The 17,773-nt window shown below is 64.9% G+C and carries 18 protein-coding genes; 10 read left to right on the top strand and 8 right to left on the bottom strand.

Going from position 1 to position 17,773, the window contains the following annotated elements; translation table 11 throughout:
• Positions 1-127 precede the first annotated feature (127 nt).
• From ISM_RS00375 to msrB, 4 genes are all read left to right on the top strand, one after another.
• A complete protein-coding gene (locus tag ISM_RS00375; RefSeq protein ID WP_009812103.1) occupies positions 128-676 on the top strand; it encodes a sigma-70 family RNA polymerase sigma factor in 549 nt (182 codons plus the stop codon).
• Complete coding sequence (locus ISM_RS00370; protein ID WP_009812102.1) at positions 673-1,356, top strand: anti-sigma factor; 684 nt, start codon at positions 673-675, stop codon at positions 1,354-1,356. Before ISM_RS00375 ends, ISM_RS00370 begins: the two co-directional genes overlap by 4 nt.
• A 175-nt stretch (positions 1,357-1,531) precedes the next feature.
• Positions 1,532-2,083 (top strand): fasciclin domain-containing protein, encoded by a 552-nt coding sequence (locus ISM_RS00360; RefSeq protein WP_009812101.1) that lies wholly within the window; start codon positions 1,532-1,534, stop codon positions 2,081-2,083.
• A gap of 94 nt (positions 2,084-2,177) precedes the next feature.
• Complete coding sequence (gene msrB, locus ISM_RS00355) at positions 2,178-2,657, top strand: peptide-methionine (R)-S-oxide reductase MsrB (RefSeq protein ID WP_040617726.1); 480 nt, start codon at positions 2,178-2,180, stop codon at positions 2,655-2,657.
• 82 nt (positions 2,658-2,739) lie between these two features.
• On the opposite strand, the gene ISM_RS00350 is transcribed toward msrB, so the two are convergent.
• Complete coding sequence (locus ISM_RS00350) at positions 2,740-3,363, bottom strand: DnaJ domain-containing protein (protein WP_040618203.1); 624 nt, start codon at positions 3,361-3,363, stop codon at positions 2,740-2,742.
• Positions 3,364-3,437: 74 nt separating this feature from the next.
• Here ISM_RS00350 and ISM_RS00345 point away from each other — a divergent pair, with 74 nt between their 5' ends.
• Complete coding sequence (locus ISM_RS00345; RefSeq protein ID WP_040617725.1) at positions 3,438-3,695, top strand: BolA family protein; 258 nt, start codon at positions 3,438-3,440, stop codon at positions 3,693-3,695.
• Here the strand turns inward: ISM_RS00345 and ISM_RS00340 are convergent.
• Together ISM_RS00340 and ISM_RS00335 are read right to left on the bottom strand one after the other, a co-directional pair.
• Positions 3,692-4,135, bottom strand: coding sequence for a DUF4177 domain-containing protein (locus ISM_RS00340; RefSeq protein ID WP_009812097.1), 444 nt, complete (start codon positions 4,133-4,135; stop codon positions 3,692-3,694). The genes ISM_RS00345 and ISM_RS00340 overlap by 4 nt on opposite strands.
• 32 nt (positions 4,136-4,167) lie before the next feature.
• Positions 4,168-4,653, bottom strand: a complete 486-nt coding sequence (locus tag ISM_RS00335) for a thioesterase family protein (protein ID WP_009812096.1) — start codon at positions 4,651-4,653, stop codon at positions 4,168-4,170.
• 333 nt (positions 4,654-4,986) lie between these two features.
• Between ISM_RS00335 and ISM_RS00330 the strand changes: the two genes are divergently transcribed.
• On the top strand, positions 4,987-6,207 hold the full coding sequence (locus ISM_RS00330; protein WP_009812095.1) for a GTP-binding protein: 1,221 nt from the start codon (positions 4,987-4,989) through the stop codon (positions 6,205-6,207).
• A 13-nt stretch (positions 6,208-6,220) separates the two neighbouring features.
• Here ISM_RS00330 and ISM_RS00325 read toward each other — a convergent pair whose 3' ends face one another.
• The 3 genes from ISM_RS00325 to ISM_RS00315 form a co-directional block, all read right to left on the bottom strand.
• Complete coding sequence (locus ISM_RS00325) at positions 6,221-7,684, bottom strand: S1C family serine protease (RefSeq protein WP_009812094.1); 1,464 nt, start codon at positions 7,682-7,684, stop codon at positions 6,221-6,223.
• 209 nt (positions 7,685-7,893) lie between these two features.
• Positions 7,894-9,405, bottom strand: coding sequence for an Asp-tRNA(Asn)/Glu-tRNA(Gln) amidotransferase subunit GatB (gatB, locus tag ISM_RS00320; protein WP_009812093.1), 1,512 nt, complete (start codon positions 9,403-9,405; stop codon positions 7,894-7,896).
• A 71-nt stretch (positions 9,406-9,476) separates the two neighbouring features.
• The gene (locus tag ISM_RS00315; protein ID WP_009812092.1) at positions 9,477-10,784 is read right to left on the bottom strand and encodes a hypothetical protein; all 1,308 of its coding nucleotides are present in this window, start codon (positions 10,782-10,784) and stop codon (positions 9,477-9,479) included.
• A 188-nt stretch (positions 10,785-10,972) separates the two neighbouring features.
• Here ISM_RS00315 and ISM_RS00310 point away from each other — a divergent pair, with 188 nt between their 5' ends.
• Positions 10,973-11,860, top strand: coding sequence for a transglycosylase SLT domain-containing protein (locus tag ISM_RS00310; protein WP_009812091.1), 888 nt, complete (start codon positions 10,973-10,975; stop codon positions 11,858-11,860).
• Between the two features lie 28 nt (positions 11,861-11,888).
• Here the strand turns inward: ISM_RS00310 and pepN are convergent, their stop codons facing one another.
• Entirely contained in the window at positions 11,889-14,441 is a 2,553-nt protein-coding gene (gene pepN / locus ISM_RS00305) for an aminopeptidase N (RefSeq protein WP_009812090.1), read from the bottom strand.
• Between the two features lie 106 nt (positions 14,442-14,547).
• Between pepN and ISM_RS00300 the strand changes: the two genes are divergently transcribed.
• Positions 14,548-14,853, top strand: a complete 306-nt coding sequence (locus ISM_RS00300; RefSeq protein ID WP_040617724.1) for a hypothetical protein — start codon at positions 14,548-14,550, stop codon at positions 14,851-14,853.
• Between the two features lie 161 nt (positions 14,854-15,014).
• Positions 15,015-15,785: a gamma-glutamyl-gamma-aminobutyrate hydrolase family protein gene (locus ISM_RS00295; protein ID WP_009812088.1), complete on the top strand. Its 771-nt coding sequence runs from the start codon at positions 15,015-15,017 to the stop codon at positions 15,783-15,785.
• On the opposite strand, the gene ISM_RS00290 is transcribed toward ISM_RS00295, so the two are convergent.
• On the bottom strand, positions 15,782-16,147 hold the full coding sequence (locus ISM_RS00290; protein ID WP_009812087.1) for an MmcQ/YjbR family DNA-binding protein: 366 nt from the start codon (positions 16,145-16,147) through the stop codon (positions 15,782-15,784). The genes ISM_RS00295 and ISM_RS00290 overlap by 4 nt on opposite strands.
• A gap of 172 nt (positions 16,148-16,319) precedes the next feature.
• On the opposite strand from ISM_RS00290, the gene ISM_RS17610 reads away from it, so the two are divergent.
• Positions 16,320-17,723 (top strand): PAS domain S-box protein, encoded by a 1,404-nt coding sequence (locus ISM_RS17610; RefSeq protein WP_009812086.1) that lies wholly within the window; start codon positions 16,320-16,322, stop codon positions 17,721-17,723.
• Positions 17,724-17,773 lie beyond the last annotated feature (50 nt).

The following is a 17,773-nucleotide window of genomic DNA, read 5'->3' as shown; positions in this document are numbered from 1 at the left end:
CGTCCTTCAATCACGCGGCGTCATTTTCGGCCATTTGGTGCAATATAAAGCGGGCAAGGGCAAGGGGAAGAATTTCTGGTCTTTTGCCCGCAGTGGTTTAGCTTGTGCCGGGAAGCGAGGATGGGCGATGACCGATCATACACATATAGAGGGATTGCTTGGCCGGGTGGCATTGGCCGACCGGACGGCCTTTGGCGAGCTCTATCGGCTGACCTCGGCGAAACTTTTTGCCGTGTGCCTGCGTGTGTTGAAAGATCGGGGCGAGGCGGAAGAGGTGCTTCAGGAGAGTTTCGTCAAGATCTGGCGCGGCGCGGGCCGCTATCAGAGCAACGGGCTCAGCCCGATGACCTGGCTGATCACGGTGGCGCGGAATGCGGCCATCGACCGGCTGCGGCGGCGTCAGAGCAGGCCCGAGCAAAGCGTCGACGTGACGCGGATTGTGTTTGCCGATCCGACGCCGGGGCCCGAAGCGCGGGTGATTGCCGGGTCGGAGACGGGGGTGATCATGGCCTGTTTCGGCGAGTTGGAGCCGAGCCGGGCCGAAGCGGTGCGCCGGGCCTATCTCGATGGCGAGAGCTATGATGATCTGGCCGGGCGGTTTGACGTGCCGCTCAACACGATGCGGACCTGGCTGCGGCGCAGCCTGTTGAAACTGAAGGAGTGCCTGTCGCGATGAGCGATCTGCCGCAAGACGAGGAAGACGACCGGGTCCTGGCCGCAGAATATGCGCTGGGATTGTTGTCGTCCGAGGCGGCGGCGGCGTTCGAGGCGCGCCTGCAGGGCGAGCCCGGGTTGCGGGCGCTCTATGCGAGCTGGGCCGAGGATTTCGCGCAGCTCAGTGACGAGCTCGAGCCGGTGGCGCCGCCGGCGCGGGTCGAGACGGCGTTGCGGGCCGAGCTCTTTGGGGCGGAGCGGCGCGCGCGTCCGGGGCTGCGCTGGCTCTGGGGCGGGGTGGCTGTGGCGGGGCTGGCCGCACTTGTCTATTTCGCCGGGGCGGACCGTGGCCCGCAGGGGCCGGGGGATCCGGCCTATGTGGCCGAGATGGTCGGCGGCGAGGGGGCCTTTGTGGTCACGGCGTCCTATGACGCAGGGCGCGGCGCGCTCACCCTCGATCACCGGTCGGGCGAGGTGCCTGAGGGTCGGGTGATGGAGCTGTGGCTCATCGAGGGTGAGAATGCGCCGGTGTCGCTTGGCGTGATGGACGGGGGCGGGCGGGCCGAGTTCACGCTCGCGGGCGAGTTGGCCGAGAAGCTGCGCGGCGCGACATTTGCCATCACGGATGAGCCGCCGGGCGGTGCGCCGGGTGGTGTGGCGACCGGATCGGTGCTGGCCATCGGGCAGGTGTCGGAAGTTTAAGTCTGGCGCAAGCCTCTGACCCGAAAGGGCTTTCGAGAAAAGTTCAAAAAAATGTCGGGCGCGGTGAAACTCTCACCGCGCCTTTTGCGTGGCTTGGGTCAGACCGGGCAGAAGATGCCCCGGCTCCCGAACGGGCGATGTCCCGGCGGGTCAATCGAACAGGAGAGACACTATGATGAAATCCACCCTGAGCCTTGCCGCCCTTTGCGCCAGCCTTGCCGCCAGCACCGCTTTTGCCGGTGAAAACCCGATGGTCGGCGGTGCCGCCATGTATGCCGACAAGAACATCGTCGAAAACGCCGTGAACTCGGCCGATCACACCACTCTCGTCGCCGCCGTCAAGGCCGCGGGCCTTGTCGAGACGCTGCAGGGCGAAGGCCCGTTCACCGTCTTTGCGCCGACCAATGACGCCTTTGCGGCGCTGCCCGAAGGCACGGTCGAGGGGCTGCTCAAGCCCGAGGCGAAAGATCAGCTGACCAAGGTGCTGACCTGCCATGTGGTCGGGGCCGATGCCATGTCGATGGCGATCAAAGGCATGATCGACGATGATGGCGGTTCGCATGTGGTGCCGACGCTGGGCGGCTGTGAGCTCAACGCCACCTATGATGGCGACAAGATCATGCTCGAAGACGAGAACGGCCGGGTGATCAATGTCACCATCGCCGATGTCGATCAGTCGAATGGCGTGATCCATGTGGTCGATAGCGTGATCCTGCCGAAGATGTAATCGGCCAGGGTTGAGCTGCTTCGGGCCGGGTCGTGGTTTGCGCCACGGCCCGGCAAACCCCATATTGGGGGCAAGAGGATCGGGAGGTCAGGTGATGCGACGACGTGAAATGATGCTGGGTGCGGGGCTGATGGCCTTGGTGCCGCTGCGGGCGGCGCGGGCCGCGACGACGGGGGCCGAGGGCGGGTTTGAGATCACCCGTAGCGAGGCCGAATGGCGCGCCATGCTCAGCGATCTGGAATATGCGGTGATGCGCGAGGAGGGCACCGAACGGGCCGGCTCCTCGCCGCTCGACAAGCTCTATGACGATGGGGTGTATCATTGCCGGGGCTGCGATCTGCCGCTCTATTCCAGCGCCCATAAATATGACAGCGGCACCGGCTGGCCGAGTTTCTGGCAGGCGCTGCCGGAGGCGATTGGCACCAAGAGCGACCGCAAGCTTTTCATGCTGCGCACCGAATGCCATTGCCGCCGCTGCGGCAGCCATCTGGGCCATATTTTCGATGACGGGCCAAAGCCCACGGGCGCGCGCCATTGTCTCAACGGGGTGAGCCTCGTCTTTCGCGCCGCGTGATGGGAGAGGCGGGACGTGAGGGGCCAGCCCCTCACACTCCCCGGGATATTTTAAGCCAAAAGAAGGGCTTGGGGCCGGGACTTCACTTGAAGTTCCGGCTTTGCTTGATCTGGTCCCAGGCCCAGACCACCTCTTGCAGCTGTTCTTCCTGGCTGCGGTCACCGCCGTTCATATCCGGGTGCAGCACCTTGATGAGCTTTTTGTAGCTCTTGCGGATGTCGGCCTTGGTCCAGCTGTCCTCGGCCTCGAGAATTTCCACGGCGCGGCGTTCGGTGGGCGGCAGACGGCGCTGTGCCCCGCCGGATTTGCCGGGGTTGCGGGTGGCATTGGCGCCGAGCACCTGATGCGGGTCTTCGATGCCCAGACGCGCCCAGGCCTTGGCCTCGGGGTCGGTGAAGGTGCGGGTCTCGCGTTCCCAGACCTTGTCCTTGGACATCTGGGCGTTCATCTCGGCCTCGGTGGTGCCGTTGAAGAAGTTCCATTTGAGATTGTATTCGCGGACATGGTCCTTGCAGAACCAGAAGAAATCATCCAGCACATCAGGGGCCTTGGGGGCGCGGAACTTGCCGGGCTCGTTGCAGCCTTCGTGATCGCAGATGCGCACGGAGGTTTCGGAGGCGCCGGACATGCCACGGCGGCCGCGGGGGTTTTTCTTCTTGGCGGACGACACGGACATGTCGAAACCGAAAGGATCGGATTTGGCCATGGGCATTCCCTTTTCGACTCGGAGCGGAGAGTTTAGGCTAAATGACGGTAAAGAGAAGAGGGCAGAGCGAAAAAATGACGAGAACGGAAGAGATCCGCCGAGCGTTGGAATCGGGCTTTGAGATAACCGATTTGGAGGTCATCGACGAGAGCGAAAGTCACCGGGGGCATGCCGGATATCAAGAGGGCGGCGAGAGCCATTTCCGAGTGCGGCTGCGCAGCCCGGATTTCGACGGGCTGAGCCGCATTGCCCGGCATCGGGCGGTGCATGGGGCGCTGGGCAAGGACCTTCTTGGGCGCATTCACGCGCTGGCGCTGGAACTCGATACCTAGTCGGATTTGCGCGGGGTCTCCGTCGGGTCGGATGTGTCTGGCGCGGCGGGAGGCTCGGCGGTGTCGGGTTTTTTTGCTTCAGGTTCTGAGTCAGCTTTGGTGGGTATCTCGCTGGTTTCAGGGGCTTTCTTGGTCTCTTCTTGTGCCTCATCTGCGGGCGCGTCCGCCTCTTCCATGGGCAGCGGCGCGGGCGCGGAGGCGCCGGGATCGAGCGGCCGTTGGAAGACCAGCAGCGGGCGGTAGACGGTGTGCGAAGAGGTCAGGCCCTGGCGTTCTTCGCTGGGCAGGATGTCGGCGCGGAGGTAGGTCCAGCCTTCGGCGCCAAGCTCGTTCATGGCGGTTTCGAGCGCATAGGCGAAGCGGGCCTCGGGGGATTTGAGGCCCTTGGCCTTGAGGCCTTTGCCGGGGGCCGGGATGACCTTGTATTCATAGCGGTGCATGGGCGTCGTCCTTTGAATTGGGCGGCGTGGGATCACGCGGATTTGCGGGGGATGCCGATGCGGCGGCCGACGCCGTCGGGGCGGGGCAGATCGGCATGGGCGCGCTGCATGGCAGAGACGCGGTCGAGGATGTCGGAGGGCATCGGCGCCACCTTGGGGCCGGTCAGATCGACATGCAGGGTCAGGCCTTCGCCAGTGGCGGAAATCCAGCCGTCCTCGTGGTAAAGCTCCTGGAAGGTGTGAAAGCGTTTCTCATCATAATCAATGAGATAGAAGGAAGACCTCAGCTTGTCCCCGAGCTTGACCTCGCGCAGGTAGCGCAGGTGAAATTCGCCCGAAAACGTCGTGTGATTGGTCCGGTTGAGATAGTCGGGACCGAAGCCGAATTGCTCGAACACCTCATCGGCGGCGCGGTCGAAGAGCACCGTGTAATAGCCCATGTTGAGGTGGTTGTTATAGTCGATCCAGCCCGGTTCAATCTCGTGCCAGGTGGACATGAAGGGCTTGGGCTCGGGCATGGAATTCCGCTGTCATTTGCTCTGCTCCCCTCAGGAAATAGGGCGTGGGGGGGCGGATTGCAAAGAGAAAGGCCGCTGGCGCTGTGGATCGTCGTTAACCTGTGTCCGGGCCGCGAAATGCGGCGTCGGCAGCACGTCGGTATTGCGTCGGTATCACGACAGTGCGGGTTTGGGCCGGGCGGCGGCCAGGGGGCTTGGGCGTTAACCCTTTGGTGGCAGGTCAGGCGGGGTGCGGTCCGGGGGGCGGACTGGGTTGCGAGTTGTGATGTTATACTATAACAGATTCGCGACGTGACCCAGGCCGCGCCGGCCGCCCAAACAGGAGTTTTACCAATGCGTGACAACCGACTGCCCGTGACCGTTTTGTCCGGATTTCTCGGGGCGGGGAAGACAACCCTGCTCAACCGGGTGCTCAACAACCGCGAGGGGCGCCGGGTGGCGGTCATCGTCAATGACATGTCGGAGGTCAATATCGACGCCGATCTGGTGCGCGCCGATACCGAGCTGTCGCGCACCGATGAGACGCTGGTCGAGATGTCGAACGGTTGCATCTGCTGCACGCTGCGCGACGATCTCTTGGTCGAGGTGCGCCGGCTCGCGGCAGAGGGGCGGTTTGATTACCTGCTCATCGAGTCGACGGGGATTTCCGAGCCGCTGCCGGTGGCGGCGACGTTTGAGTTTCGCGACGAGGCGGGGGACTGCCTGTCGGATGTGGCGCGGCTCGACACGATGGTGACGGTGGTGGATGCGGTGAACCTTTTGCGCGATTACGCCAGCCATGATTTCCTGCACGACCGGGGCGAGGTCATGGGCGAAGGCGATGAGCGGACGCTGGTGCATCTGCTCACCGATCAGATCGAGTTTGCCGATGTGATCGTGCTCAACAAGGTGAGCGATGCCGGGCCCGAGCGGGTCGATGCGGCGCGCAAGATCATTCGCAGCCTCAATGCCGATGCCAAGATCATCGAGACCGACCGGTCGGAGGTGGCGCCGGCTCTGGTGCTCGACACCGGGCTTTTTGACTTTGATCGGGCGCATGAGCATCCGCTCTGGGCCAAGGAGCTCTATGGCTTTGCCGACCATGTGCCGGAGACCGAGGAATACGGCGTCACGAGCTATGTGTACCGGGCGCGGCGGCCCTTTGTGCCAGCGGCGATCCACGGGGTGTTGAACGGTGATTTGCCGGGGGTGATCCGGGCCAAGGGGCATTTCTGGATCGCGACGCGGCCCGAATGGGTGGCCGAGTTTTCGCTGGCGGGAGCGCTGTCGTCGGTGGCGCCCTTGGGCCAGTGGTGGGCCAGCGTGCCCGAGGCGCGCCGCCCCGATCACGACAGCGCGCGGGCCTATATGCAGGCGCATTGGCAGGAGCCCTGGGGCGACCGGCGGCAGGAGATCGTGTTCATCGGCAGCGGCATCGACTGGCCCGCGCTGCGGGCGCGGCTCGATGCGGCCCTAGTGCCCGAGGAAGCGGCGCGCGGCCCCGAGGCGCTGGCCGCGCTCGCCGGGATGGCGGACCCGTTTCCCGGCTGGCGTCGGGTCGAGGCGGCGGAATAGGGGGGCGGTTGGCTCAGGGGCCGCATTCAATGAAAGTGGTGAACCCCTGAGCCTGCCGGGCCAGCATTTCGGGGCTGAGTGGGCTGTCGTCGAGGCTCAGCTTGGGCTCGACGCCGTTCTGGGACAAGAACAGCGTGGCGATTTCCCCGCGAATGGCAAAATTCACATTCTGCGGCAGGTCGCCCATCAGGTCAGCGACTTTGACTGCGTCGAGCTTGGCCACCACCACGCCGACCACCTCACCATCGGCGGCGAGCAAGGGACCGCCGGAATTGCCGCTTTGCACAGGGGCGGAGATTTGCATGGTGACCAGATCGCCGCCCATGCCCTTGAGAGAGGAGACCGTCCCACGGGTCACGTTTAGCCCGCCGAGAAGCCCCGCATAGGGGAAGCCCACCGCGGTCACATCCGAGTTGAGCTTGGCCGAGGCGGCGGAAAACGTGGCCACCGGTCGAGACGCGGCTTCGGGAGATTGCAACAGGGCGAGGTCATATTGCTCGGAACTGGCCAAGAGCATGGCAGGGCTGCCATCTACCGTGAAGCGGCGGCAGCCTTCGACGACATGGGCATTGGTGAGGATATGACCGGCGGCGGAGACGACAAAGCCGCTGCCAGAGGATGCGTTGCTGGCAGTGCTGTCGCCGCCTGCGGGGGGCGCGGCGGGAGGTGCCGATGGGCTTGAGGCGGAGGCGACAGCGTCGCCGGTGTCGTCGCTCTCCTCGTCCAGAAGCCTTGCCAGCGCCAGGAGCGAGCCTTCGAGCCGTCCATTGTCAGCCATCGTCAGAGGACCGGTTCTGCCCAAGGTAATGCTGCCCGCGACGGCGTTGAGGATGTTGGCATCCTTTGGACCTGCATAGAGCATGATCGTCGACCATGCCCCGTCGACGAAATCGGAGCGGGTATAGAGGGTCGAGCCATCGGCCTTGCGCGCGCTGGTCACGGCAAAATTGGTCTTGCGGACGGTGTATAGATCGCTCGAGGATTGATGCTGATCCCCGGTGTAGTCATGGATGCTCGACGCCGTCTTCTGGGGGAGCCTCCCGTAAGACATAGAGAGGCTGCTGCGGCTGTGCCGGAAATTCAGGAAATGGTCTGACGGGGGATCGATGGTGATCGTCGTGTAGGGCCAGATCAAGGATTGTCTGTTCTCAGGCAGGTAACGCATGTCCCAGCCGTCGCTATCCATGCGTTGTGCCAGAGAGAAGGCGAGCAGGGCTGCGTGGTAGTTGCTGGGGCTTTCATTGAATTCCCGGTAGGTCCATTTTCGCATGGCCGATTGGCTGTTCTTTCCCCAATCGCCATCCCAGAGGCCGAGGTAGCTGCCTTCAAAGGCGAGGGCGGCCTGAAGAAACCGCTTGTCTTCATAGACGAAGGGGCGGGCGTGAAACTCTTCAAGGAGCTGGGCGTAGGGCTGTGCGCCTGCAGCGGAGGTGAGTGAGAATACTGCGAATATGACTATCTTGAATATGCGGGCCACGGGAAATCCTGTCGTGTGCTAGCTATTGTGACAGAATGAGCGGAGGGCTGGGGTGGGTCAAGCCCCGTGCCGGAGGACGCCATCGAAAGAATTGGCCGGGCGCAGGTAGGGCGTGCCCCGGCACGGTGAGGCGTGGCTTGGGGGGCAGAAAGAAAACGGGCCGGGGGTGATCCCGGCCCGTGTTATGTCTGTTTGTCGTTACCTTGGCTTTAGAGGCCGAGCTTGGCGGCGACGATTTCGTTGACGGCTTTGGGGTTGGCCTTGCCGCCCGTGGCTTTCATCACCTGACCGACGAACCAGCCGGCGAGCTTGGGGTTCTGTTTGGCCTTTTCGACCTGGGCCGGGTTGTCGGCGATGATCTGATCGACGGCGGTCTCGATGGCGCCGGTGTCGGTCACCTGTTTCATGCCGCGTTCTTCGACGATCTGGGCCGGGTCGCCGCCTTCGGTGTAGACGATCTCGAAGAGATCCTTGGCGATCTTGCCGGAGATGGCGTCGGAGGCGATGAGATCGACGATGCCGCCGAGCTGGGCCGGGGTCACCGGGCAGTCGGTGATGTCGCGGTCGTCCTTCTTGAGGCGGCCGAAAAGCTCGTTGATGACCCAGTTTGCCACCAGCTTGCCGTCGCGGTCCTGGGCGGCCTCTTCGAAATAGGCGGCGTTGGCGACATCGGCGGTGAGCACGCTGGCGTCATATTCGCTCAGCCCGAAGGCGGTCACGAAACGTGCTTTTTTCTCGTCGGGGAGCTCGGGCAGGGAGGCCTTGATCTCGTCGACCCAAGCCTGTTCGATTTCGAGCGGCAGCAGGTCGGGATCGGGGAAGTAGCGGTAGTCATGGGCCTCTTCCTTGGAGCGCATCGAGCGGGTTTCGTTGCGGTCCGGGTCGTAGAGCCGGGTTTCCTGCACCACCGCGCCGCCTGCTTCGACGATGGCGATCTGACGGCGGGCTTCGACCTCGATCGCGGCCTGGATAAAGCGCATCGAGTTCATGTTCTTGATTTCGCAGCGGGTGCCGAGATGCGAGAAATCACCGGTTTCGCGGAACCTCTCGTAGGCGCCGGGCTGGCAGATGGAGACGTTCACATCGGCGCGCAGGTTGCCGTTTTGCATGTTGCCGTCGCAAGTGCCGAGGTAGCGCAGGATCTGGCGCAGCTTGCCGACATAGGCGGCGGCCTCTTCGGGGCCGCGGATGTCGGGGCGCGAGACGATCTCCATCAGGCAGACGCCGGTCCGGTTGAGATCGACGAAGGACATGTTGGGGTCCATGTCGTGGATCGATTTGCCCGCGTCCTGTTCCATATGGATGCGTTCGATGCGCACGAGGCGCGCGATGCCAGGCTCGAGATCGACGAGGATTTCGCCTTCGCCGACAATCGGATGGTAGAGCTGGCTGATCTGATAGCCTTGCGGCAGGTCGGGGTAGAAGTAGTTCTTGCGGTCGAAGGCGGATTTCAGGTTGATGTCCGCCTTGAGCCCGAGCCCGGTGCGCACGGTCTGTTCGACGCAGAATTCGTTGATCACCGGCAGCATGCCGGGCATGGCGGCGTCGACGAAGGCCACGTTCGAGTTCGGCTCGGCGCCGAATTGGGTGGAGGCGCCCGAGAAAAGCTTGGCCCGGCTGGCGACCTGGGCGTGGACTTCCATCCCGATCACCAGTTCCCAATCCTGTTTGGCCCCGGCGATCACCTTGGGCTTTGGCGTGTCATATGTGAGGTCAAGCATCGTCGCACCATGGCTGTTCAGAACGTGGGCGTTCTAGGACAGGGCGGGCGAGGGGGCAAGGCAGAATGGGCTTACATCGGGTCGAGCTGATACATGCCGGCGGTGGAAAAGGCGATCGAGCGGCCATTGGCGAGCTTGTCGGCGAAGACCGTGGCGATCATGCCAAGCGCCGCGTGACGGCCCGCGCGCACCAGCGAGCGGCGCGAGGGCAGTGCTGTGGCGAGGCCCGGACGGTGCAGCGCCTCGGTCCAGATCAGCGGGTGCAATTCCTGCAGATGGGTGGAGAGCACCCATTCGAAGAGCGCGCGCAGGGCGGTGCCCGTGGCGGGGTCTACCTTGGCGGCGTTGGTGGCGGCGCTGTCTGGCGTGGCACCGGGGGCACCGGGCGCGCCCTTGAGCGCGGCGGCGCAATAGGCGGCGAGGAGATTGGCGATATGCTGGTTCTTGCGGCGGGCGAGGATGTCGCGCATGCCATCGGCGAAAAACTCGGCGTCGAGCCGGATCAGCGCGTCGGGGTCAAGCGCCAGCGCGTCGAGATGGACCCAAGTGTAGCCGCCGGCGCCCCAGATCGACTGGGTGAGGGTGGCGGCGCGGCGGGCCTCGAGTTCGAGCTGTGCCAGCGAGCCGCCGCATTCGGGCAGCAGCGCCCGGCCCATGGCGCGGAGATGTTTCGGGCTGTTGGGATCGAGCCGGATCAGCGCCTCGTAATCATCGGCCACCTGACGCTGCGACGGGGTTTGCCCGGCGAGCAGGGCGCATTGCGCGGCGGCCAGCGACGGCGCGTCATGGGTGAGGCCGCAATGGGGGGCGAGAAGCTGGGCGGCGCGGGCGAAATGGTGATGGGTGCGGGCGGCGCGGTCGGTGATGTCGATCTGGGTGATGGCCTTTGGCAAGTTGCGCCAGGCGAGCCCGATGTCCATATGCGCGAGCGCCGTGACGAGGGCGGTGGGATAGTCGCCGGGCAGCTCTTGGGCGGCCTCTTCGAGCGCGTCGATGCCATGGCTCGGCGGCACCACCCCATCATAGAGCGCGTCCTCGGCGGCGGCGGTCACATCGCCGCGTGCGCCGTAAGCGAGCAGCATTGTGGCCATCTCACCGCCCGGTGTGGCGAGCCGGGTCTCGTCTGCTGCGCGGATTGCCGCCGAAAGCGCCGGCCAGTTTTCCTGACGGGCCATTTTCTGACCCCGGTCCTGAAACTGGGCACGGGCCATTTCCTCGTCCGAGACGGGCAGCGACGGGAGCAGGATGCGCTGTGCCATATGGTCAATTTCTTGTTGTGACAGTTGGGTTTGGCCGTCCCAATCCGCGCCGGAGGGCCGCCGCAGGAACTGGGCGGTCTGGGTGGCGAGGGCGCGTTTGATGAGGCGTGTCACAGGCATTCTGGCATCCGTTTATTATCGTTGGCTTGGCCCGAAAGTGACGGCGATTCTGGGCATAATAATGACCCGTCAAAGGTCATCGCGTGGAGCTTTCGGGGGTCAGATTGATTTTCCGGCGGCTTTGGGGAAGTCTTGCGGCGATGAAAGCCAGATTACGACATATTTGCCTTGCGATTCTGTGCAGCGGTTTGGGCGCCGGTTTTGGTGTGGCGACCCCCGTCGTGGCGGGCGAGGGCCTGTCGTCAGGGGCGGTCTTGATGCCGACCTCGGTGGCGTCAGCGGCCTCTGGCATGATCACAACGCCTGATGAACTGCCCGCCATGCCGCGCCCCGAATGGGCGATGTCGCGGCCTCAGGCGCGGCTCGAGACCTTGCCGCAGACCCGCTGGCAGGGGCGGCGCGGCTCGGACATGTGGACGCGCGCGGCGCTTGGGGCGCTCAAGACCCATGGCAAGCCGCTGGTCAACACGGTGCCGCGTGACATTGCCAATTGGTGCCCGGCCTATCCGATGGCGAGCGCCGCCGACCGGCGGGCGTTCTGGGTCGGGCTGATGTCGACCCTGGCCAAGCATGAGAGCACCTATCGTCCCGATGCGGTGGGCGGTGGCGGCAAATGGTACGGGCTGTTGCAGATTCTGCCCGCCACGGCGCGCGGTTATGGCTGTCAGGCGCGCAGCGGCGGGGCGCTCAAGAACGGGGCGCTCAACCTTGCCTGTGCGACGCGGATCATGGCGGTGACAGTGCCGCGCGATGGCGTTGTGTCGGCGGGGATGCGGGGCGTGGCCGCCGATTGGGGGCCGTTCCACAGCCGGGCCAAGCGCGAGGATATGAAGCGCTGGATGCGCAAGCAGCCCTATTGCGTCGGTCTGACCCAGCGGCCCAAGGCGCGGCCTGCGCATTTCGGCGCGCAGATTGCGGCGGCGGCGGCGGAGGAGGCTGCGAGCACGCGGCCCAATGCGCGGCCCAATCCACGGCCTGAGGATCTTGCCGCGGTTGTGAAAGTCGCGTCGGTCACGGGCGCCTCCGAGGATGAGATCGCCACCATCCCCGAAAAGGAAGCGGCAGGGCGCAACTGATCCCTGCCGTCCCCGGCCTCTACCCCTCTTAGGCTTCGAGAATGCGGGTGACCATTTCGGTCGTGTCGCGGCTCAGCCCGTCGAGATCCAGCAGATCCTCCAACGCATCGCGGGCCTTGTCCTGACGGGCGGCGTCGTAGCGCGTCCAGGTTTCAAAGGCGGTGCACATGCGGGCGGTGGTCTGCGGGTTGATCGGATCGAGCGTCTTGAGCCACTGAGCCAAGAGCGCATAGCCCGCGCCGCTCGCATGGTGAAAGCCTGCGTGGTTCTGCGCCAGCGCGCCCAGGGTGGCGCGGAAGCGGTTCGGGTTGCGCGGGGTGAAATCGGGATGTTCGGTGAGCGCCCGGGTGATGTCGGCGGCGCGGTCGGGCGCGGCGTGGAGCACCTGCAGCGAGAACCATTTGTCGATCACCAGACGGTCGTCCTTCCATTGATCATAGAAGGCGGCGAGCGCGGTCTCGCCCCGGCCGGCCTGCAGCAGGTTGGCCAGCGCGGCGAGCTGCTGGGTCATGTTGTCGGCGCGGTCGAACTGGGCCTGGGCCTGGGCACCGCCATCGAGCCGGGTGATCAGGCCGAGCGCCGCATTGGCGAGAGCGCGGGCGCCGGATTGTTCGGCATCGGGGGCGTAGGGGGCCTCGACCTGATATTGCGCGTAAAGGCGCGGCGCGAGGTCCTGCAGCTTGTGGGCGCGGGCCTGGCGCAGGGTCTCGAGCGCGTCCCAGATCGCCTGCGGGTCGGGGGAGTGCCCGGCTTCGTGCAGCGACTGGGCGAGGTCGTCCTGGCTCGGCAGGGCGAGGGCGAGGGCGCGGAAGGCGGGATCGAGACTGTCGTCGCGGGCCATGGTGAGCACCGCGTCGAGGTAGAGATCATCGGGGGCGGCGCCCTTGGTGATCATCGACAGAAGCCCGTCGCGGGCCAGGGCGCGTCCGGCCTCCCATTTGTTGAACGGGTCGGTGTCATGGGCGAGCAGGAAGGCGCGTTCGCTGTTGCTGCTCGGGCGGGTCAGGATCACCGGGGCGGAAAAGCCGCGCAGGATCGAGGGCGTCGGGCGGGACGGGATGCCGTCGAAGGTAAAGCTCTGCTCCGCCTCGGTCATCTCGAGCACTTGGGTGGGCAGGATTTCGTCGCCATTGGGGCCAAGCAGGCCAAGGGCGATGGGGATGACGCGCGGCGGTTTCTCGGGCTGGCCGGGGGTGGGGGGCGTTTCCTGCCGGAAGGTGAGCGTGTAGCGGTCGCCCTCATAATCCTCGGTGACATGCAGGCGCGGGGTGCCGGCATGTTCGTACCAGCGTTTGAACTGGCTCAGGTCGCGGCCGGTCACATCTTCGAACACCTTGAGCCAATCCTCGATCGTGGCGGCGTCGCCATCGTGGCGGCTGAAATAGAGATCGAGCGCGCGCGCATAAGCCTCGTCGCCGACGAGGGTTTTCAGCATGCCGATGAGCTCGGCGCCTTTTTCATAGACGGTGGCGGTGTAGAAATTGTTGATCTCGACAAAGGAGGCGGGGCGCACCGGGTGGGCGAGCGGGCCGTTGTCCTCGCGGAACTGCCGGGCGCGGAGCGCGATCACGTCCTCGATCCGTTTCACCGGGGCCGAGCGCATGTCGGAGGTGAACTGGGCGTCGCGGTAGACGGTGAGACCCTCTTTGAGGCAGAGCTGAAACCAGTCGCGGCAGGTGATCCGGTTGCCGGTCCAGTTGTGGAAATACTCATGCGCGATGATCGCTTCGATGCGTTCAAAGTTTGCGTCCGTCGAGGTTTCGGGACTGGCCAGAACGCAGCTTGAGTTGAAAATGTTCAAGCCTTTGTTTTCCATCGCGCCCATGTTGAAGTCATCCACGGCGACAATGTTGAAGATGTCCAAGTCGTATTCGCGGCCATAGACCTCTTCATCCCAGGCCATGGAGCGTTTCAGCGCCTCCATGCCGAAGGCGCATTTGCCTTCATCGCCGGGGCGCACCCAGATATTCAATTCTACCTCGCGGCCCGAGGCGGTGGTGAAACGGTCGGGGTGGTTGACGAGATTTCCCGCCACCAGCGCGAAGAGATAGGCGGGTTTGGGCCAGGGATCGTGCCATTCGGCCCAGCCATCGCCCGAGGCCACCGGGTTGCCATTGGAGAGCAGCACGCTTTCCTCGCCTTCGATGCGGACGGTGAAGATGCTCATCACATCGGGGCGGTCGGGGTAATAGGTGATCTTGCGAAAGCCCTGCGCCTCGCATTGGGTGCAATACATGCCGGAAGAGCGGTAGAGCCCTTCGAGCGCGGTGTTGGCCTCGGGGTTGATCTCGACCTCGGCCTCCCAGGTGAAGGGCGCGTCGGGCACGGTGCAGGTGAGCCCGGCCTCGTCCACCTCGGGGGTGACGGGATTGCCGTCGATCTTGGCCCAAAGCAGCACCAGCCCTTCGCCATCGAGACGCAGCGGCGCGGCGGTGGCGTCGGGGTTGGGGCGAAAGCGGATGCGGCTGATGACGCGGGTTTTTGCGGGCTCGAGCTGAAAGGTCAGATGCACCTCGTCCACGAGATGGGAAAAGGGGGTGTAATCCTTGAGATAGACCGGCGCGGGGCTTGCGTCTTTCATCCTGCTGTCCTTGGGCTTGGGAACTTCTGTTTCGGCGGGACGTTATGTGCCCGAGGGCAGGTGTGCAATGGGCCGCCTGCCGCCTTTGACCGATTGGAGGGAGCAGATGTCCGCACCGCAAACCAATATTCACGAACAGGAACGCCGTCACAAAGGGCCGCTGAGCGGGATGGCGCTGGCCTTTCTCTTTGGCGTGCTGATGATCGGCATTCTCGGGATCTGGCTTGTCGCCAATGGCAATGAGCCGCGTGACGCCTCGGGCGAGGAGGCCCCGGCCGGGGTGGTCCAGCAGCAAGAGGCCGATGAGACCCGCGCGCCGGAAGTGGCGCCGGCCGAGCCGGGCGTCGTGCCAGAGGCCACGCCGGGCGCCACCGAGGGCGCCGAGACGCAGACCGTGCCCGCGGGTGAGTAACATCGCCTCGGCAATGCCCAAGCCTTGATCAGGCCGGTGTCTCCGGCCTGATTTTGCGGCAGGATGTGCGGCGCTGCACAGGCGTCTTGCCTCTTGGCGACGTTTTCTTGACGCTTGCGCCGTAGTATGGATGCCTGTGAAGGTCAGGAGAATCGACAATCATGGCGCGTCCGGTCATTGGGATCATCGGGAATTTTCAGGAACTTGAGGATCGCTATCCCGTGCATGCGGTGGGGGTGATGAACACCACTGCCGTGGCCGAGGTGGCGGGCTGTATGCCGCTGGCGATTGCCGCCGATCCACGGTTCGTCACGGTCGAGGAATTGCTCGATGTCTGTGACGGGTTCTTGCTCACCGGCGGGCGGCCCAATGTCCATCCCAGCGAATATGGCGAGGATGAAACCCCGGCGCATGGCGCGTTTGATCGAGCGCGGGATGCGATCACCCTGCCGCTGGTGCGGGCCTGTGTCGAGCGCGGGCAGCCGGTTCTCGGCATTTGCCGGGGCTTTCAGGAGATGAACGTGGCGCTGGGGGGCAGCCTGCATCCCGAGATCCGCGAGCTTCCGGGGCGGGAAAACCACCGGATGCCGCCCGATGGCACGCTCGAAGAGAAATTCGCGCTGCGCCATGTGGTGCGGTTCAGCGAGGGCGGGCCGTTTCACGGGCTGCTCGGCGCGGTGGAGGTGATGACCAATACGCTGCATGGCCAAGGCATCGTGCGCCCGGGCAAGGGCGTGGTGATCGACGGGCATGCGCCCGATGGCACGCCCGAGGCGATCTATGTCGAGGGGGCCAAGGGCTTTGCGCTGGGGGTGCAGTGGCATCCGGAGTATAACGCCTGCACCGATCCGGTGTCGCGGCCCTTGTTCAGCGCCTTTGGCGATGCGGCGCGGGCCTGGGCGCAGGGCGAACGGGCGCGGAGCGCGGCCTAAGCCGAGGTTTCCAGCCCCAATTCGCGGCGGGCCTTGCGGGTCATCCGGTCGATCGCCATGCGATAGCTCGCCTCGATATGGTCGCGCAGTTCGGCATCCGAGAGACCGGGGCGGTCGAACTGCTGTATCCATTTCATGCCGCGCGAGGCGAGGTAGGGGGCCGGGCGCAGGCCGGGCTGATCGCGGAGCACCTCATAGGCGATGTCGCCGGTTTTGAAGGTGAAGGCGTCGCGCCCCTCGTTCCAGCCGCAGATGGCAAAGACCTTGCCGCCGACCTTCCAGACATCGGCATTGCCCCATTGCACCACATGCGAGGTGGCGGGCAGGGCGGCGCAGAAGGCGTTGAACTCGTCTCGGGTCATGGCGCCATGGTGCCGCCGCGCGTTGCAGGCCGCAAGGGCGGATATGGCAGGGCAGGAAGGCGTTGTGCCAAAAGGGCGAACCCGATAGGTTGGCCGGGTTTGCTATTGTGCGCCCGCGGGCTCCTTGTGTTTTTGCCGCATTTCACAGCCCTGAAGAGATCTTGACGCGTTTATGACTTTGCTGAGCCAGGATGAAATCGCTCTGCCGGTGGGGCTACCGGCCTTTCTTGACGCGATGATTGACGTGGTTGTGGTGATCGACGCGGCGGGGCGGGTGCAGCATGTGAACGCGGCCTGGCGGCGGTTTTGTGCAGAGAATGGCGGCGACACCGAGAGCCAGTATATCGGCACCAATTATTTCGAGATCTGTCAAAGCGGCATCACCGCGTCGGATGCGGCGGCGGGGGCGGTGGCGCGCGGGGTGCGCGAAACGCTCAAGAGCGGCACGCCCTACCGGTCGGAATACCCCTGTCACGCGCCGGGCAAGAAACGCTGGTTCGAGCTCTACAGTTTTCGCCTGATGGGCGAGGGCGGGCAGCCCTATGCGGTGATCCAGCATCGCGACATCACCACCCGCTATGTCAGCCAGAGCGACGCGCGCGAGGCGATAAGGGATGCGGAAATCCTCTCGGCGCTGGTGGCGTCGTCGCGCGATGCGATCCTCAGCCATGATCTCAGCGGGGCGATCCTGACCTGGAACCATGCGGCGGAAGAGCTGTTTGGGCTGGCGGCCGAAGAGGTGCTCGGCCAGTCGGTGCGGATGCTCTATCCGGAGGAATGGGAGCAGAGCATGGGGCGCTATCGCGACGATGTTCTGAGCGGTGAGCTCACTGATTTCGAGGCGGAGATGCGCGGGCGCGACGGGCGGCGGCTCGATCTTTGGGTCACGGCCTCGCCGATCCGGGGGCAGGATGGCGATGTGGTGGCGATCTCCAACATCCTGCGCGATGTGACCGAGATGCGGGCCGAGGAAGAGGCCCGCGAGGCGGAGGCGCGCGAGGTGATCCACCGCGCCAAGAACATGCTCACCGTGGTCAATGCGATCCATCGCCAGACCGCCCGCAAGGCGGCGAGCCTGGCGGAGTTTGCCGATATTTTCGGGGCGCGGCTGCAATCGCTGGTGACCTCGACCGATGTGCTGGTGCAGGGGCGCTGGCAGGCGGCGTCCTTGCGCAGTCTCGCGGTGTCGCAGCTGCGGCCTTTCGTGAGCGACCTGAGCCGGGTGCATCTGCTGGGGCCGGAGGTGTCCGTCGATGTGACGGCGGCGCAGGTTCTCGGCATGGCGCTGCATGAGCTGGCGACGAACGCGTCGAAATATGGCGGGCTGGCGCAGCCTGCGGGCGAGATCACCCTGAGCTGGGAGCTGGTGGCCGAGGAGGGCGGGACGCTCTTGCAGGTCAACTGGGCCGAGACCGGGATCGAGATCCCCGCGCCGCCGACATCGCACGGGTTTGGCACCGATGTGCTGACCAAGCTGGCGGCCTCGATGCTGGGGGCGGAACCGGTCTATGCGCTGGGGGCGGATCGGGTGAGCTGGCAGCTGGCGATTGCGCCGGAGTTCTACACGCTCGATTGAGAGGGGCCTGATTCTGCGGCGGCGGGCTGTGGCGGGAATGCTGCAACGCG

Source organism: Roseovarius nubinhibens ISM, assembly GCF_000152625.1.
Classification (GTDB): Bacteria; Pseudomonadota; Alphaproteobacteria; order Rhodobacterales; family Rhodobacteraceae; genus Roseovarius; species Roseovarius nubinhibens.
This window is presented reverse-complemented; position numbering and strand designations above follow the sequence as displayed.

What these genes read in the sequence shown, in the direction of transcription:
- ISM_RS00375 (WP_009812103.1), top strand. Translation starts at nt 128, where the DNA reads ATGACCGATCATACACATATAGAGGGATTGCTTGGCCGGGTGGCATTG.
- ISM_RS00370 (WP_009812102.1), top strand. Translation starts at nt 673, where the DNA reads ATGAGCGATCTGCCGCAAGACGAGGAAGACGACCGGGTCCTGGCCGCA.
- ISM_RS00360 (WP_009812101.1), top strand. Translation starts at nt 1,532, where the DNA reads ATGAAATCCACCCTGAGCCTTGCCGCCCTTTGCGCCAGCCTTGCCGCC.
- msrB (WP_040617726.1), top strand. Translation starts at nt 2,178, where the DNA reads ATGCGACGACGTGAAATGATGCTGGGTGCGGGGCTGATGGCCTTGGTG.
- ISM_RS00350 (WP_040618203.1), bottom strand. Translation starts at nt 3,363, where the DNA reads ATGGCCAAATCCGATCCTTTCGGTTTCGACATGTCCGTGTCGTCCGCC.
- ISM_RS00345 (WP_040617725.1), top strand. Translation starts at nt 3,438, where the DNA reads ATGACGAGAACGGAAGAGATCCGCCGAGCGTTGGAATCGGGCTTTGAG.
- ISM_RS00340 (WP_009812097.1), bottom strand. Translation starts at nt 4,135, where the DNA reads ATGCACCGCTATGAATACAAGGTCATCCCGGCCCCCGGCAAAGGCCTC.
- ISM_RS00335 (WP_009812096.1), bottom strand. Translation starts at nt 4,653, where the DNA reads ATGCCCGAGCCCAAGCCCTTCATGTCCACCTGGCACGAGATTGAACCG.
- ISM_RS00330 (WP_009812095.1), top strand. Translation starts at nt 4,987, where the DNA reads ATGCGTGACAACCGACTGCCCGTGACCGTTTTGTCCGGATTTCTCGGG.
- gatB (WP_009812093.1), bottom strand. Translation starts at nt 9,405, where the DNA reads ATGCTTGACCTCACATATGACACGCCAAAGCCCAAGGTGATCGCCGGG.
- ISM_RS00315 (WP_009812092.1), bottom strand. Translation starts at nt 10,784, where the DNA reads ATGCCTGTGACACGCCTCATCAAACGCGCCCTCGCCACCCAGACCGCC.
- pepN (WP_009812090.1), bottom strand. Translation starts at nt 14,441, where the DNA reads ATGAAAGACGCAAGCCCCGCGCCGGTCTATCTCAAGGATTACACCCCC.
- ISM_RS00300 (WP_040617724.1), top strand. Translation starts at nt 14,548, where the DNA reads ATGTCCGCACCGCAAACCAATATTCACGAACAGGAACGCCGTCACAAA.
- ISM_RS00295 (WP_009812088.1), top strand. Translation starts at nt 15,015, where the DNA reads ATGGCGCGTCCGGTCATTGGGATCATCGGGAATTTTCAGGAACTTGAG.
- ISM_RS00290 (WP_009812087.1), bottom strand. Translation starts at nt 16,147, where the DNA reads ATGACCCGAGACGAGTTCAACGCCTTCTGCGCCGCCCTGCCCGCCACC.
- ISM_RS17610 (WP_009812086.1), top strand. Translation starts at nt 16,320, where the DNA reads ATGACTTTGCTGAGCCAGGATGAAATCGCTCTGCCGGTGGGGCTACCG.